We start from the raw sequence: 15,131 nt of genomic DNA, 5'->3' as shown, positions 1-15,131 counted from the left end.
TAGTGCATTATTTAATGTACCGGAAATCCTCGTCCCCTTTCAGCGAAAGCAGCACGTCGTACATTAACTGTATTACATTCTGCACATCCTCTTTGGAAACCATTTCCACAGTGGTGTGCATGTATTTCAATGGTAATGAGATCAATGCGGATGCAATGCCTTCTGTTGAGTAGGCAAATGAGTCCGTGTCCGTACCGGTCGAGCGGCTTACTGCCTGGCGCTGGAAGGGAATGTTTTTCTCCTCAGCAACGCGGATGAGCATATCCCTCACGTTGTTCTGCACGGCAGGTCCATAGCAAATCACAGGTCCGCTGCCGCATTTCAGATCGCCTTGCTCCTTTTTATTGTACATCGGCGATTGCGTGTCGTGCGTAACATCAGTACAAATAGCCAGATCAGGCTTCAAACGACGCGAGATCATTTCCGCACCGCGCAGACCGATCTCTTCCTGCACCGCATTCACCACATATAATGTAAACGGAAGCTTCACATTGTTCTCATGCAGCATGCGCGCGACCTCTGCAATCATGAAGCCGCCCATGCGATTGTCGAGCGCGCGGCCGAGGTAATATTTACCGTTCAATTCATCCAGGCCATCCGCGAAAGTCACGACGGTACCCACGTGAATGCCCATTTCGAGGACTTCCTCCTTTTTGGCGGCACCCACATCGATGAAAAGCTCGTGTACTTTGGGCACCTGATCTTTGGCGGTGTCGCGCACGTGGATCGCCGGCCAGCCGAAAACACCTTTCACGACTCCTTTGGCCGTATGCAGGTTTACACGCATGGAAGGCGCAATAGCCGCGTCGGATCCTCCGTTGCGACGCACGTGGATGTAGCCGTCTTCCGAAATGTAGTTCACAAACCATGAAATCTCGTCGGAATGCGCTTCAATCACCACTTTGTAGTCCTGGCCAGGGCCGATTACACCCACAGCCGTACCGTAGACGTCGATAATCTGTTCTTCAATATATGGCTTGATATAGTCGAGCCATATCTGCTGACCGGTTGATTCGAAGCCGGTTGGCGAAGCATTATTCAGGTACTTATAAAGAAACTCTGTGCTCTGATCTGACATACTTTTAATTTAAATAACGACTGGAACTATGTTCTCAAAGGTACTTCCACCACGCACAGAAGCGCCGCTTCCGCAGATACCCGAGGTCGCGCTCGTGCGTGTAGGCTTCCTTTTCAAACGAAATATGAAGATAGGCTAAATAATGATTTCTGAATTGTACGATTCGGATTAAATATTCCAGGAAATACCAGACATAAAAGATAACCAGCCCGAGTTCAAGCTGTTGCTTCAAATGAATTCGCTCATGATTGAGAAAATACCGTGATGGGGCTTTCCGCTTCGACAAAATGAACGGGAAAAGCGCCATACCATCGACCCAAAGAGACGGGATAATGAGTAGAAAGCCTTTGATGCGCATAGTATGTGGAGGCTTTGTGGTAAAAATTTGGGTTGCGAAATGAACCCATTCCGCAACCCAAACATTTCTATCTATAAGAAGCTTTATTCTCCGCTGAAACGGCTGATATCGAGTACTTCGAACTCCATCATACCGGCAGGAACCTTGATTTCTGTTGTTTCCCCCACTTTTTTACCCAGAAGCCCCTTTCCGATCGGCGAGCCTACGGAGATTTTGCCTGCTTTGAGATCCGCTTCTTCTTCCGATACCAGTGTATAGGTAACTTCCATTCCATTCTTACGGTTTTTGATCTTCACTTTAGAAAGAACGGAAACCTGAGAGGTATCCATCGTCGACTCGTCGATAACGCGTGCGTTGGACAGGATTTCTTCCAATTTGGCGATTTTCATTTCGTGCATACCTTGCGCGTCCTTGGCCGCGTCATATTCTGCATTTTCACTCAAATCACCTTTATCCCGCGCTTCTGCAATTTGTCGTGCAATCTCCGTGCGGCCTTTGGTTTTCATCTCATTCAGCTCGTTCCTCAGCTTGTTTAGTCCTTCTTCCGTATAGTATGAAATTTTAGCCATGACCTTTATTTTGTTTATAAGTCTTTGATTTTTGAAATTTTACATAAAAAAAAAGAACGGCTCAAAGACCGCTCTACAGAGTTAACGATACTCTCGTAGAAGGCTAGAAGACCTTTTCTTTTCGGTTGATATATGATTTTGTGTTCACCATAATTTTCTGTTAAGAACGACAAAATTAACAATATTTGTGAATGGTAGCACCATTTTTATCCAAAAGCGCCATCTGTTATGTCAAATCCGTTGAGAATTATTTTTATGGGAACGCCCGAATTTGCGGTCCCGAGTTTACAAAGTCTGGTCGAAAGCAATTCTAATGTTGTGGCTGTTGTAACTGTTCCCGACAAGCCTGCGGGCAGGGGCCAGAAGCAAACTGCTTCGCCCGTTAAATTATATGCAGAAGCCCAGGGCATCCCCGTTTTGCAGCCGGAAAAGTTAAAAAATCCGGCTTTTCTCGAAGAGCTGAAATCCTTCAAGGCCGACTTACAGGTGGTAGTCGCATTCCGTATGTTGCCGGAAGTAGTGTGGAGCATGCCGTCGAAGGGCACATTTAACCTCCACAGCTCCCTCCTTCCCCAATACCGCGGGGCAGCACCTATCAACTGGGCCGTCATCAACGGCGAAACAGAGACCGGCGTAACGACTTTCTTCATCGAAAAGGACATCGACACGGGCAAGATCATATTCCAGGACAAAGAACCCATTTTCCCGGAAGACAACGCAGGTACATTATATGAACGTCTGATGCGCAAGGGTGCCAACCTGGTTGTCAGGACGGTGCAGGCCATTCAGGACGGCAACTATCCGCAGGAGCCGCAATCCGAACCAGAGGACATCAAAACCGCCCCGAAGATCTTCCGCGAAACGTGCGAAATCGACTGGAACCGGCCGGCCGTCGCTATTCACAACTTTGTAAGAGGTCTATCGCCTTATCCGGCCGCGTGGACGATGCTGAATGGACTTTCGTGCAAGGTATTTAAGACCAAAGTTGCCGAAGCAGGAGGTTACGCGGAGATAGGGTCTCACAAAACTGACAGCAAATCATATCTGCATTTTCGTACCGCCGACGGCTGGCTGGCCTTAGAAGAGTTACAGATTGAAGGCAAAAAGCGAATGGCGATCGGAGATTTTTTGCGGGGTTATAAATTGTAAGCCCCCCAAAGTTTTTCAAGCACTTTTACACACATCTATATATCATGGCTAACACCTATTTGCAGGTTCACCTGCATTTTATATTTGCACCCAAATACCGCCAGATATTGATCAGAAGTGACTGGGAAACGGATTTGTACAAATACATTACCGGCATTGTGGAGGCACGGCAACACAAAATGATCGCTATCAATGGAATGAGCGATCATCTGCACATGCTGGTCGGCTTTCGCACCCCCCAGTCGGTTGCCGATTTTATGCAGGATGTGAAAGCGGATTCGTCACAGTGAATAAACGTTAATCGCTTTTGTGGAAGCCGGTTTGAGTGGCAGTCGGGGTATGGGGTATTTTCCTATTCCAAATCACAGGTGCCGGATGTGATCAGTTACATTCAAACGCAAAAAGAACACCATCAGAAATTAACATTCCAGGAGGAATACCGGTTGTTTTTGGAAAAATTCGAAGTGGAATACGACGAACGGTATGTTTTTAAGTCGCCTGAGTAAGCAATCGCGTAGGGAAATACGCCAAATCGCGTTAGCGATGTAATATCGGTAGAATCAAATCCAACACCGCGCGTTTTCGGCAATCCCGTCAGCGATGTAACAACATCGATATGCCAATGCATTGTCGTTGCATGCCCAAGGGCATTTCTGAACGCGGGGGCCCGATTGTTTGCTACCAGATTACATGCCTGACGGCATTTAATATACATCCTATGCACCGCTGTGTTAACGGAAAACCCCAAATCATATCCGACATACCACAACAGCCAAAATATCGCGCATATATTGACAAAAACTCGTTGCCGGGATGTTATCTGAAATGCATTTCGCGCCATCTTTGCAAAAACACAATTCAGGCAAATGCAATTTTCAATCATAGTCGCGGCGGCCGAAAACGGCACAATTGGGAAGGATAACCAGCTACTCTGGCGTCTGCCGGACGACCTGAAACGGTTCAAGCAACTTACGTTGGGCCACCCGATGATCATGGGACGGAAGACGTTCGAATCGATCGGAAAGCCGCTGCCAGGGCGGACGTCTATTGTTATCACCAGAAGTGCCGATTTGTCATTGGAGGGCGTGGTCGTCGTGCACTCGCTGGAAGAGGCGCTACAAAAGGCGAAAGAAATTGACGGCGAGAAGGCTTGCATTGTCGGCGGCGGCGAGATTTACAGACAATGCCAGGATGTGGCAACCCATATTTACCTGACCGTCGTGCATACTGAAATCGAGGGGGACACTTTTTTTGAAATCCAAAATCCCGACGCCTGGATTGAAACGGAAAGAATCCTTCATGAGCCTGACGAGCGTCATATTTTTCGATTTGAATTTATAAATTATATTAAAAAAGCTGATAAATAAGTACTTTTGTACCCTCGTAACCCATAGTGACTCAATGAAAGTACCAGCGTAGAATGCAAGTAGAAGTTGACACCCTTACCATTGAATTAACCACAATACCATTCGATAACCGTCCGGTCTTCGTCACCGGCAATTTTTGTAAGTGGCTCCCCGACCTGGAAGAATACCGTATGACCATGGTAAGCCCGGGCAATTACCGTTTCCAATTCCCGGAAGATTCGGAATTGCCTGATCCTATCGAATATAAATATACCCGCGGCGGCTGGAACCAGGTAGAGCTCGACCGTACAGGAAAACCTTACGGCAACCGCATCATTAAAGCCGGCGAAACACTCGTAAAAGACAATGTAACCCGCTGGCAAACCGACATTTCTGCGAAAACAGACCTTTCACCCATTGTTGAATTGCTCTCGGACGCGTTTGAAATAACGCAGTTCAGCCGCACGCGCCGCATACGGGTGCTCCTTCCGCATGATTATTATGAAGATCCCGATCAGCGCTATCCCGTGCTTTACATGACCGACGGGCAAAATCTGTTTGGGGAAGGTTCGGATTATGGCAACTGGGAAATAGACAAAAGCCTCGCCACATTGGCAAAAGAGCATCAAGCCGGCGTGATTATCGTCGCTATCGACCATGGAGAAGAGGACCGCGTGCAGGAACTTTCACCCTACGACAACGCCAAACTTGGCAAGGGGCATGGCGCTAAATTCCTTCAATTCATAGCAGGAGAGCTCAAAACGCATATCGATACCAAATACCGCACTAGACCCGACCGGCTAAATACCGGCATTGGCGGAAGTTCCGTCGGTGGCCTGCTTAGCATTTATGCCGCGCTGATGTTCCCGCAGACATTCGGCAAGTTTATGGTGTTTTCCCCTGCGCTCTGGATTTCAGAAAAAATCCATTTCGACGCCGTCCACTTTTTTGAACCGTTCGAAACGCGGATCTACCTCTATGCCGGTGGCAAGGAAGGTGCCCACATGATCCCGAACCTGAACAAGCTTCAGGAAACACTCGAAACACAAAGCTTCGGTTACAGTCGCGTAAAAATCAAATCCTCGATAGACGCCAAAGGCGAACACGCCGAAAAGCAATGGAACAAAGAATTCCCAAAAGCTTTCGAATGGTTGTTTTTTGAGTGAGAGGAGAAAAGGGAAGAAAGGAGGAAAGGGAGAAGGGAAGTGTAAAAATCCTTTCCTCCCTTTCCTCCTTTCTCCCATTCCTCCCTTTCCACAAAATCTTTGTATATTTGAATAAGCTCAAAATAATATGGAGACTATTGTGATTGAAGTGGATGACCAATTAGCGGAAGCGTGGCGCAATGCACCGACGTCCGCCAAGGAGGCTATTCGCAATAAAATCAATATTTCCATTGCACGGGAGCTGCTTAAAGATTCTTCACAAGCTTACTCATCATTCCTTAACACTTTAAGATCTGAAATGTCATCGGCCGGCCTGACCCAGGAAGAGCTGAATAGCATTGTCAGGGATGAGTAAATCCATCATGGTCATCGACACGAATGTATTCATCAGCGCTCATCTGATCGAAAACTCCATTAGTGCCAAGGTTTTTGATAAAATTCTTCAAAACTACACTATTGCCATCAGCGAACCGCTATTGCACGAATACGAGGAGGTACTCTATCGTAAAAAACTCGACAAATATCTTTCTGTCGACAAACGACTGGCTGTTATGAGGCTTATCCGGACAAATGCGATGATATTTGATCCGTCAGTGCGCATAACCGAATGCAGAGATCACAAAGATAATATTGTCCTTGAATTGGCAATTACCTGCAATGCAACATGCATTATATCAGGCGATTCCGACTTAAAAGACTTGCACCCATTCCGGTCGATACCGATCCTACACGGACGAGAATTTCTCGCACTTTTTGAATGAGAGGAATTAAAGGAGAAAAGGGAAGAAAGGGAGGAGGGAAGAAAGGGAGAAGGGAAGAAAGGGAGAAGGGAAGTGTAAAAATCCTTCCTCCCCTTCCTCCTTCCTCCCTTTCTTCCTTTTCAAAGAATATACTGGCTCAAGTCCCGATTTTTCACCAGGGCAGATAACCTTTCCTGTACCATTTCTGCCGTGATGGAGATATGCGAACCGTCGCCGATGACGTCCGGAATGTCGAACATAAAATCGTTTAGAAGTAAACTCATCACGGTTTGGAGGCGACGGGCGCCGATATTTTCGACTTCGCTGTTTACTTCAAATGCAATGCGGGCGATTTCGCGTAATGCACCGTCTTCGAATTCCAGCTCCACGCCCTCCGATTCCATCATGGCGCTGTATTGCTTCGTCAATGCATTTTTGGGCGCTTTCAGTATCTGGTAAAAATCACTCTCTGTAAGACTGTTGAGCTCAACGCGGATCGGGAAGCGTCCTTGTAGCTCGGGAATCAAATCCGACGGCTTCGAAACGTGGAATGCTCCCGCGGCGATGAAGAGAATGTGATCGGTCTGGATCACGCCGTGTTTGGTATTCACAGAACTTCCCTCTACGATGGGGAGCAGGTCGCGCTGCACACCCTCACGGCTGACGTCCGGACCGCTGCCGCCGGAGCGGCTCGATGCCACTTTGTCAATTTCATCGATGAAGATAATGCCGAGGTTTTCCGCTTTTTTAATGGCTTCGAGCTTGACCTCGTCCATGTCAATTAGCTTGGATGCTTCTTCGTCCAACAACAGTTTACGGGCTTCCTCGACGGTTACTTTCCGCTTTTTGCCCCGGCGCGGCATCATATTGCCGATCATTTCCTGGATATTCATCATAGAAACGTCATCGACAGCCCCGCCGATCATGCCTACATTAGGCATTTGGTTTTGCTGAATCTCGATCTCGATTTTTCGGCTGTCGAGCTCTCCATTCCGGATCTTCTCGCGGAAGCGTTCGCGGGTGCGTTGGTTGAGTTCGGCATCGCTCTGGGGCATTTCTTCGGAACCGTTTTCAGTCAGCGGCTTTGTCGAACCTGATCCGTGAACGGGCGGAATCAATGCATCGAGAATAATGTCTTCCACGGCCTGCTCGGCTTTAATTTTCACTTCTTCCTTTTTCTGCGTCCGTACCATGCCTACGGCTTGCTCCACGAGGTCGCGGACCATGCTTTCTACGTCGCGGCCTACATAGCCAACCTCCGTAAATTTAGAAGCTTCTACTTTCACGAACGGCGCGTCGGCTATTTTTGCCAGCCGGCGGGCGATTTCCGTTTTACCTACACCCGTGGCCCCTATCATTAATATATTGTTTGGAATAATCTCCCGCTGAATGTCCTCCGGACTGTTCATTCGCCTCCACCTGTTCCGCAATGCGATCGCCACATTACGCTTTGCGTCATTTTGTCCGATGATATATTGGTCAAGCTCGAAAACGATCTGACGCGGTGTAAGACGGTTAAGATGTTCTGTCATTTTGATTGCTATGGATTCAAGACCCGATTTGCCGTACCGTCTTCTGCAAGAGGGCGATCCGGAGATCAGGAATTTATGTATAAAGATTTTGTGAAGGCAGTTGATCGCCTCCGTTCGTTAACGTTAAAAAGAACTATGCCCGTACAAAATGGCAGGAAACCTGCCGTTGGGAAATCTTTACCCCCTTTACTTTTTGTTCTCTGCCCTTCGATTACTTTTGTCCCTGCATTTGCAATTCCCAAATCCAATATAAAAAAGAATTATCCCCAACATGAAAAAACTCCTGTCCTGCCTTTTTACCGTTATTGCAGCAGTGCAATTATCCTACGGACAAGGTACTGCTAATCTTGTCGATTACGTAAACCCGCTGATGGGCACGCAATCGAAATTCAGCTTATCTGCCGGTAACACCTATCCTGCCATCGCCCTTCCTTGGGGAATGAACTTCTGGATGCCGCAAACCGGCAAAATGGGCGACGGATGGGCTTATATGTACGACTCCGAAAAGATCCGTGGCTTCAAACAAACCCACCAGCCCAGCCCGTGGATCAACGATTACGGCCAGTTTGCGATCATGCCGATCACCGGTAAGCTGAAAATCGATGAAGAAAGCCGTGCAAGCTGGTTTTCACACAAAGCCGAAACTGCCAAGCCGCACTATTATAAGGTATACCTGGCAGATTATGACGTAACGACCGAAATAGCACCAACAGAACGCGCCGCGCAGTTCCGCATTACTTTCCCGAAAGCCGACACTTCCTATGTACTCCTGGACGCATTCGACAGAGGTTCTTATGTAAAAGTCCTTCCGAAAGAGCGCAAAATCATAGGTTATACGACGAAAAACAGCGGCGGTGTACCGGCTAACTTCAAGAACTATTTCGTTTTGGTTTTTGATAAGCCATTCACATTCTCCTCGGCATTCCACGGCAAAACACTGGCAAAAGACACGCTCGAACTCAGTGCGGCACACGTAGGTGCAGTGGTTGGTTTTAAAACCAAAAGAGGCGAGCAAGTGGGCATCAAAGTAGCTTCTTCGTTCATCAGCCCCGCGCAGGCCGAGTTGAACCTGCAACGCGAACTGGGTAACGATTCTTTTGACGATACCAAAACAAAAGGTGAGCAGGCATGGAACACAGAGCTCTCACGTATTAAAGTCGAAGGCGACAATATCGATCAGATCCGTACATTCTACTCTTGCCTTTACCGCGTGCTGCTCTTCCCGCGGAAGTTCTATGAAATGGATAAGGACAATAAAGTTGTGCATTACAGCCCTTACAATGGCGAAGTTCGCCCGGGCTATATGTTTACCGACAATGGTTTCTGGGATACTTTCCGTGCTGTGTTTCCATTCTTCACGCTAATGTACCCCACGCTGAATTCGCATATCATGGAAGGCCTTGCCAATGCGTACGACGAAAGCGGCTTCCTGCCCGAATGGGCCAGCCCCGGCCATCGCGACTGTATGATCGGCTCAAACTCCGCTTCGCTCATCGCCGATTCGTATGTAAAGGGCATCCGCGGTTATGATATCAATAAATTGTATGACGCGGTGATTAAAAACACCGAGCATGCGGGACCTGTAAGCTCAGTAGGCCGTTTCGGTCATGAGTACTACAATGAGCTGGGTTATGTTCCTTACGATGTAAAAATCAATGAGAATGCGGCCCGGACGCTGGAATATGCCTATGCCGATTTCTGTATCGCGCAATTGGGTAAGGAACTGAAAAAGCCCCAGGCCGAGATTGATTTGTACCTGAAAAGAAGCCAGAACTACAAAAACCTCTTCGATCCGGAGACGAAATGGATGCGTGGGAAGAATAAGGATGGCAAGTTTCAGTCGCCATTCAATCCATTCAAATGGGGCGATGCATTTACTGAAGGCAACAGTATTCACTATACCTGGTCGGTATTCCAGGATGTGAAAGGATTGATCAATCTCGTGGGCGGACGCGAAGCATTCGTGCAAAAACTCGACACGGTTTTCACATTGCCCCCGGTATTCGACGACAGCTACTATGGCTTCCCGATCCACGAAATCCGCGAAATGCAGATTATGAACATGGGTAACTACGCACATGGAAACCAGCCGATCCAGCATATGATTTACCTGTACAACTACGCTGGCGCGCCCGACAAAGCGCAATATTGGACGCGTCAGGTAATGAAGCGGCTTTACCAGGCAACGCCCGACGGCTATTGCGGCGACGAAGACAACGGTCAGACCTCAGCCTGGTATGTTTTCTCTTCGCTTGGCTTCTACCCTGTCACGCCTGGCACTACCCAGTATGTGATCGGATCGCCGTTGTTTAAAAAGGCGACACTTACGATGGAGGACGGCAAGAAATTCACGATCGAAGCGCCAGCCAGCAGCGAAAGCAACCTGTACATTCAGGGAGCGAAGCTGAACGGCAAGTCGTATGACAAGACTTACCTTGAACACAGCGACATTCAGAAGGGCGGAAACGTGCAGTTCGACCTGACCGGCAAACCTTCGAAAAGCTGGGGAACGAAGCCCGAGGCAGCGCCTTTCTCGTTATCGAAGTAACATCTGTAACAATGGCGCGAAGCTCCTGCTTCGTGCCATCCCAATCAAAACATCACCATGAAACTATTACTCGCATTACTCTCCGCATCGGTTTTCGGGCTTGCGGTAGCTCCCGCCCAGGACGACGAGCTCGCGAAAAGCATTGAACGCGGTAAAATGATATATTCCGAAAACTGCATTTCCTGCCATATGGGCACGGGCGAAGGCATAACAGCGACTTTCCCGCCGCTCGCAAAATCGGATTACCTGATGAAGACACCAGAGAATGCCATCCAGGCGATCAAGTTCGGGCTCATCGGGAAAGTAACGGTCAATGGCGTTTCTTATGACAACATGATGCCGGAACCCGGCCTGGCCAACGATCAGATTGCCGATGTGATGAACTACATTATGAACTCCTGGGGCAATTCGTCGGAAAAGAAAATGATTACCGTAAAAATGGTGGAAGCTGTGGAGGAAAAGAAATAATGCCTCAATGACGCCCAGCGTGACATGAGTGCTGACGGCATTAATCATACAGCCGCATTGTCCAAAAGGACGATGCGGCTTTTTTATAAACAAAGCACCTATGTAACAGGTTGTTGACTACTATTTTAAATAAATCTAAATAAAACCTTGCCTCATAAGAATTCGCAACAGATATTTGCGGCTCGTTAACTATTTAGTCCAATTTTAAATAAAATGAAAAAATTTTATATTTTCATCCTATTCTTGCTGGCTAGCGCCTCCGCATTTGCGCAAAACGGCAGAATATCAGGACAGATACTGAGCTCGGATGGGCAACCGGCGGAGCAGGTTTCAGTCGGAATTAAAGGAACTGCCCGCGGTGCCGTCTCGGACAATCAAGGAAAATTCACAATTGAAAGGGTAAAGCCGGGCAGTTACACGCTGCTTATCAGCTTCGTAGGACTTGCTACCCAGGAAAAGAATGTGGAAGTAACAGCAGGTGAAATAGTGAACGTTGCTGTCACCCTCAACGAAAGTGCTAACGAGTTGCAGGAAGTGATCGTTAAAAGCGGTACTACCTACAAGTCGGACCAGTTTTCGTCCAGCATGAAACTACTCACACCGATCCTGGAAACACCTCAGAACGTACAGGTTGTGACAGCGAAAGTTTTGGCCGACCAACAGGTAATCAGCATGAGCGACGGTCTGATCCGTAACGTGAGCGGCGCGGTACGTCTCGAACACTGGGGCGATATGTATGCCAATATCAGCATGCGCGGCTCGCAGATCCAGGCATTCCGCAACGGTTTCAATGTAGTAAACTCCTACTGGGGCCCGTTGACCGAGGATATGAGCTTCGTCGACCATATCGAATTCGTGAAAGGCCCGGCCGGATTCATGCTTGCCAACGGCGATCCCAGCGGTTTATACAATGTGGTAACCAAAAAACCTACCGGTCAGACCAAAGGCGAAGTTTCTTTCAACCTGGGCAGTTTCGGCCTTTACCGCGCTACACTTGATCTTGACGGCAAACTGAGCAAGGACAGCAAGTTCTTGTACCGCCTCAATGTGGCAGCGCAGAATAAAGGTTCGTTCCGTCCTTATGAATACAACAATCGTTATAGCATTGCCCCGGTAGTTTCTTATCAAATAGACGAGAAGACCAAGCTGACGGCTGAATACACACTGCAATATGCAAAAATGTCAAACGTAGGATCGTTCTACGTGTTCTCCCCCGATGGCTACGCTACTTTGCCGCGGGATTTTACCACAATGCCCGCGGGCCTTGCTCCGACCAAGATCAAAGATCAGAGCGTATTTGTGAACTTGCAGCACCAGCTCAATGCCGACTGGAAACTGACAGCACAAGTAGGTTATTTCAACTATCAACTAGATGGCAGCAGCATGTGGCCGGATTCTATCAAACCGAACGGTCTCCTGTACCGGGGTGTTGGCCTATGGGACGCGAAAAGCGAAATGACGCTCGGACAGGTATTCGTAAATGGTGATGTAAAAACGGGTGCAGTAAGACACCGCATTCTCGGCGGTCTGGATCTGGGTAGCAAAAATTACTTCGCCGACTGGTCACAATCACACTCGCTTGATTCTCTCGGCGCTGAATTTGACCCTAAAAATCCTTACTACGGCACACCGGTAATGGGCTTCCCGAAATTCGACCGCTCGATGGACCTCGAATCCCGTGCGGCGGCAGGCGGTGGCTTGCAGAACCAGGACTATACAGGGATTTATCTTCAAGATGAATTGAGTTTGATCGACAACAGGATACGTCTGACATTGGCCGGTCGCTACACGCATGTTAAACAATCAGAATATGGTGGCCCGAATAAGGAGGCCAAGCGATTCACCCCGCGTGTGGGCCTGAGCATTTCGCTGACTAAGAATACCTCATTATACGCGTTGTATGACCAGGCTTTCATTCCGCAATCGGGCCGGTTGGTCGGCGGCGGTTCAGTGAAGCCGATTACGGGAAATAATACCGAGGTCGGTGTGAAACGCGACTGGGCAGAAGGGCGTTGGAATACAACCCTTGCATTTTATCGCATCCTGAAAAACAACGAACTGACGGGGGCGCCTAATAGCGGGCCTAACTCCGGACTCAGCATTGTTTTGGGACAAAAAAGAGCACAAGGTGTTGAATTCGACCTCCGCGGTACAATCGTTAATGGCCTGAACCTGACTGCCAACTATGCTTATACCATTTCAGAAATAACGAAAGTGGCCGAAGGCTTGACCGATATTAAGGTTGGCGACCTGGTTCCGGGTTATGCAAAACACACGACAAATGCCTGGTTGAGCTATAAGGTTCAGCATGGGTCGTTGAAGGGAAGCGGTATTTCGGGTGGATTCACTTACCTGGCGGGCCGCGCGACTACCAACTGGTCGACAACCAATTCCAGCCTCAACCAACCTGATTATTTCAAACTGGACGGCGGTGTGTTCTGGGAAAAGAACAATATCCGCCTGACGGCGAACGTATTCAACATCCTTGACAAATACCTGTATAGCGGTGGTTACTATGACTTTTTAAAATCCTACTACTGGCAAGCAGATCCGCCAAGAAATTACCGTTTGAGCGTTACTTACAAGTTTTAGCAGATAGTTAGATCAATGCAAAAAGGCTTCCCGATGGAAGCCTTTTTTGTGTTTATCAAGAATCACAACGAGATCAGACGGCATGCGCCATCATGAGCCGGGCTCCCTTAATGAATTTAATGGCCAGCGCATCGTATTGCTCATGCACGCTTTTTTGAGCGGCAAATTCCTGTCCTACCTGCGTAAATGCAGTCAGCTCCGAAAAATTCTTTACCATACCCAGGGCTTTCAGTCCCATCATTGCCGCCCCTACCGCTCCCGTTTCAACGGTCTCATTCAATTTCACTGTTTTACCAAAAACATCCGAAAGCATTTGCACCCAGGTGGCACTTCTAGCAAAGCCTCCATTGGCATAGATTGTATCGATTTCCTGCATTTCCATGAGTATTTTGCCAATGCTGTAAAGGTTCAGCAGAATGCCTTCCATAACAGCCCGCGCGAAATGCGCCCGCGTATGCCTGATGTCGAGGCCCGAAAAACCTCCACGAACAGACGAACTCCAGAGTGGTGCACGTTCGCCGAGTAGATATGGGTAAAAAAGCAGGCCCTCCGCCCCTGGCTTAATGCGCTCCGATTCCTTGAAAACCGCATCGTATTCTTCTTTGGGAAAGAAAGTATTCATGAGCCATTCAAAAATCACAGCACCGTTGTTCGACGGCCCTCCGACGATATAAGTTTTTTCGTCGAGCACGTAGCAGAATGTCTGCATCAGCGGGTCGGAGAACGGTTTGGCGGAACAGATCCGCACCGCCGCGCTGGTACCGATCGTGACTGCCATTGAACCCGTCCTGATCGCCCCACTGCCAAGGTTGGCCAGACAGCCATCGCTTGCGCCCATAATCAGTGGGGTGCCCTCCGGTAATTTCGCAGGATTGTCTTTTGGTAATTTAACAATATGATAGGGTGATACCGCCTCGGGCAGCTTTTCAACTTTCAGCCCCAGTTTTTTTAATGTATAGGCATCCCATTCCAGCTCGCGGATATTGAACATCCCGGTGGCAGAGGCAATGGAATAGTCAACCAGGAACTCGCCCGTGAGCCTGTATACGACGTATTCTTTCACCCCCACAAACTTGCTGGCCCTACGGTAAATTCCAGGCTCGTTTTTCCTCATCCACAACAACTTGCACACAGGCGCCATGGCGTGTATGGGCGTGCCGTTGTTGTTATAAATCTTCTTGCCTACCTGCGACGCCCTCAGCTTGACAGCCACGTCGGCACTGCGGTTATCCGCCCAAATAATGAGTTTTGTGAGTTGCCCACCATCCTTATCGAGCGCCAGTACCCCGTGCATGGCCGCGCTGAAACTGATCCCGGCCGGATCGCCATGCGCCTTGCATTTCGCAACTACCTTTTTCAAAGTCTTGCAGGCGGCCTGAAAAATCTCTTCCGGATCCTGCTCGCTCCAATCGGGCTGCGGATGCTGCATTTCATAACTTTCACTGTGGGAAGCAAGGATAGTTCCGGAAACCGTATCGAAAGCGACTGATTTGACGTTTGTTGTGCCGATATCACAACCGATAATATAGGGCATTGGCAATTGTTTTAGAGGCAAAACCCGCATTCCGCACGGGAGAACGACGGC

13 protein-coding genes and 1 pseudogene are annotated in these 15,131 nt (G+C 48.5%); 9 read left to right on the top strand and 5 right to left on the bottom strand.

Annotated elements, in window-relative coordinates:
• Positions 1 to 7: 7 nt before the first annotated feature.
• The 3 genes from AAHB90_RS29340 to greA all read right to left on the bottom strand — a co-directional run bounded on the left by AAHB90_RS29340 (position 8) and on the right by greA (position 2,005).
• A complete protein-coding gene (locus AAHB90_RS29340; protein ID WP_342088866.1) occupies positions 8 to 1,078 on the bottom strand; it encodes a M42 family metallopeptidase in 1,071 nt (356 codons plus the stop codon).
• A 34-nt stretch (positions 1,079 to 1,112) separates the two neighbouring features.
• Positions 1,113 to 1,436, bottom strand: coding sequence for a hypothetical protein (locus tag AAHB90_RS29335; protein WP_342088865.1), 324 nt, complete (start codon positions 1,434 to 1,436; stop codon positions 1,113 to 1,115).
• An 83-nt stretch (positions 1,437 to 1,519) separates the two neighbouring features.
• Positions 1,520 to 2,005, bottom strand: coding sequence for a transcription elongation factor GreA (gene greA / locus AAHB90_RS29330; protein ID WP_291038236.1), 486 nt, complete (start codon positions 2,003 to 2,005; stop codon positions 1,520 to 1,522).
• 228 nt (positions 2,006 to 2,233) lie between these two features.
• Here greA and fmt point away from each other — a divergent pair, with 228 nt between their 5' ends.
• The 6 genes and pseudogenes from fmt (at position 2,234) to AAHB90_RS29295 (ending at position 6,427) form a co-directional block, all read left to right on the top strand.
• Positions 2,234 to 3,154: a methionyl-tRNA formyltransferase gene (fmt, locus tag AAHB90_RS29325; RefSeq protein ID WP_342088864.1), complete on the top strand. Its 921-nt coding sequence runs from the start codon at positions 2,234 to 2,236 to the stop codon at positions 3,152 to 3,154.
• Between the two features lie 44 nt (positions 3,155 to 3,198).
• Positions 3,199 to 3,660, top strand: a pseudogene (tnpA, locus tag AAHB90_RS32875) (IS200/IS605 family transposase).
• Positions 3,661 to 4,020: 360 nt separating this feature from the next.
• The gene (locus AAHB90_RS29310) at positions 4,021 to 4,521 is read left to right on the top strand and encodes a dihydrofolate reductase (protein WP_342088861.1); all 501 of its coding nucleotides are present in this window, start codon (positions 4,021 to 4,023) and stop codon (positions 4,519 to 4,521) included.
• Between the two features lie 53 nt (positions 4,522 to 4,574).
• Complete coding sequence (locus tag AAHB90_RS29305; protein ID WP_342088860.1) at positions 4,575 to 5,666, top strand: alpha/beta hydrolase; 1,092 nt, start codon at positions 4,575 to 4,577, stop codon at positions 5,664 to 5,666.
• A gap of 127 nt (positions 5,667 to 5,793) precedes the next feature.
• Entirely contained in the window at positions 5,794 to 6,021 is a 228-nt protein-coding gene (locus AAHB90_RS29300) for a hypothetical protein (protein WP_342088859.1), read from the top strand.
• Entirely contained in the window at positions 6,014 to 6,427 is a 414-nt protein-coding gene (locus AAHB90_RS29295) for a putative toxin-antitoxin system toxin component, PIN family (protein ID WP_342088858.1), read from the top strand. The genes AAHB90_RS29300 and AAHB90_RS29295 overlap by 8 nt, the downstream gene beginning before the upstream one ends.
• A 119-nt stretch (positions 6,428 to 6,546) precedes the next feature.
• Here the strand turns inward: AAHB90_RS29295 and hslU are convergent, their stop codons facing one another.
• Positions 6,547 to 7,938, bottom strand: coding sequence for an ATP-dependent protease ATPase subunit HslU (gene hslU, locus AAHB90_RS29290; RefSeq protein ID WP_342088857.1), 1,392 nt, complete (start codon positions 7,936 to 7,938; stop codon positions 6,547 to 6,549).
• A 271-nt stretch (positions 7,939 to 8,209) separates the two neighbouring features.
• On the opposite strand from hslU, the gene AAHB90_RS29285 reads away from it, so the two are divergent.
• The 3 genes from AAHB90_RS29285 (at position 8,210) to AAHB90_RS29275 (ending at position 13,546) form a co-directional block, all read left to right on the top strand.
• Positions 8,210 to 10,486 (top strand): GH92 family glycosyl hydrolase, encoded by a 2,277-nt coding sequence (locus tag AAHB90_RS29285; RefSeq protein WP_342088855.1) that lies wholly within the window; start codon positions 8,210 to 8,212, stop codon positions 10,484 to 10,486.
• 57 nt (positions 10,487 to 10,543) lie between these two features.
• Positions 10,544 to 10,954 (top strand): c-type cytochrome, encoded by a 411-nt coding sequence (locus AAHB90_RS29280; RefSeq protein WP_342088854.1) that lies wholly within the window; start codon positions 10,544 to 10,546, stop codon positions 10,952 to 10,954.
• A gap of 213 nt (positions 10,955 to 11,167) precedes the next feature.
• Positions 11,168 to 13,546 carry a TonB-dependent receptor gene (locus tag AAHB90_RS29275; RefSeq protein WP_342088853.1) on the top strand — a complete coding sequence of 793 codons (2,379 nt, stop codon included), beginning with the start codon at positions 11,168 to 11,170 and terminating at the stop codon, positions 13,544 to 13,546.
• A 73-nt stretch (positions 13,547 to 13,619) separates the two neighbouring features.
• Here the strand turns inward: AAHB90_RS29275 and AAHB90_RS29270 are convergent, their stop codons facing one another.
• Entirely contained in the window at positions 13,620 to 15,080 is a 1,461-nt protein-coding gene (locus AAHB90_RS29270; protein WP_342088851.1) for a gluconokinase, read from the bottom strand.
• Between the last annotated feature and the right edge of the window lie 51 nt (positions 15,081 to 15,131).

The sequence above is a fragment of the Dyadobacter sp. OTU695 genome, from assembly GCF_038440355.1.
GTDB lineage: Bacteria > Bacteroidota > Bacteroidia > Cytophagales > Spirosomataceae > Dyadobacter.
Note: the sequence above shows the minus strand (reverse complement) of the source record. Positions and strands in the feature narration are given on the sequence as shown.

Excerpts from the sequence above, each read along its gene's own strand:
- AAHB90_RS29335 (WP_342088865.1), bottom strand. The coding sequence starts at position 1,436 with ATGCGCATCAAAGGCTTTCTACTCATTATCCCGTCTCTTTGGGTCGAT.
- AAHB90_RS29340 (WP_342088866.1), bottom strand. The coding sequence starts at position 1,078 with ATGTCAGATCAGAGCACAGAGTTTCTTTATAAGTACCTGAATAATGCT.
- AAHB90_RS29270 (WP_342088851.1), bottom strand. The coding sequence starts at position 15,080 with ATGCCCTATATTATCGGTTGTGATATCGGCACAACAAACGTCAAATCA.
- AAHB90_RS29295 (WP_342088858.1), top strand. The coding sequence starts at position 6,014 with ATGAGTAAATCCATCATGGTCATCGACACGAATGTATTCATCAGCGCT.
- fmt (WP_342088864.1), top strand. The coding sequence starts at position 2,234 with ATGTCAAATCCGTTGAGAATTATTTTTATGGGAACGCCCGAATTTGCG.
- AAHB90_RS29310 (WP_342088861.1), top strand. The coding sequence starts at position 4,021 with ATGCAATTTTCAATCATAGTCGCGGCGGCCGAAAACGGCACAATTGGG.
- greA (WP_291038236.1), bottom strand. The coding sequence starts at position 2,005 with ATGGCTAAAATTTCATACTATACGGAAGAAGGACTAAACAAGCTGAGG.
- hslU (WP_342088857.1), bottom strand. The coding sequence starts at position 7,938 with ATGACAGAACATCTTAACCGTCTTACACCGCGTCAGATCGTTTTCGAG.
- AAHB90_RS29285 (WP_342088855.1), top strand. The coding sequence starts at position 8,210 with ATGAAAAAACTCCTGTCCTGCCTTTTTACCGTTATTGCAGCAGTGCAA.
- AAHB90_RS29305 (WP_342088860.1), top strand. The coding sequence starts at position 4,575 with ATGCAAGTAGAAGTTGACACCCTTACCATTGAATTAACCACAATACCA.
- AAHB90_RS29275 (WP_342088853.1), top strand. The coding sequence starts at position 11,168 with ATGAAAAAATTTTATATTTTCATCCTATTCTTGCTGGCTAGCGCCTCC.
- AAHB90_RS29280 (WP_342088854.1), top strand. The coding sequence starts at position 10,544 with ATGAAACTATTACTCGCATTACTCTCCGCATCGGTTTTCGGGCTTGCG.
- AAHB90_RS29300 (WP_342088859.1), top strand. The coding sequence starts at position 5,794 with ATGGAGACTATTGTGATTGAAGTGGATGACCAATTAGCGGAAGCGTGG.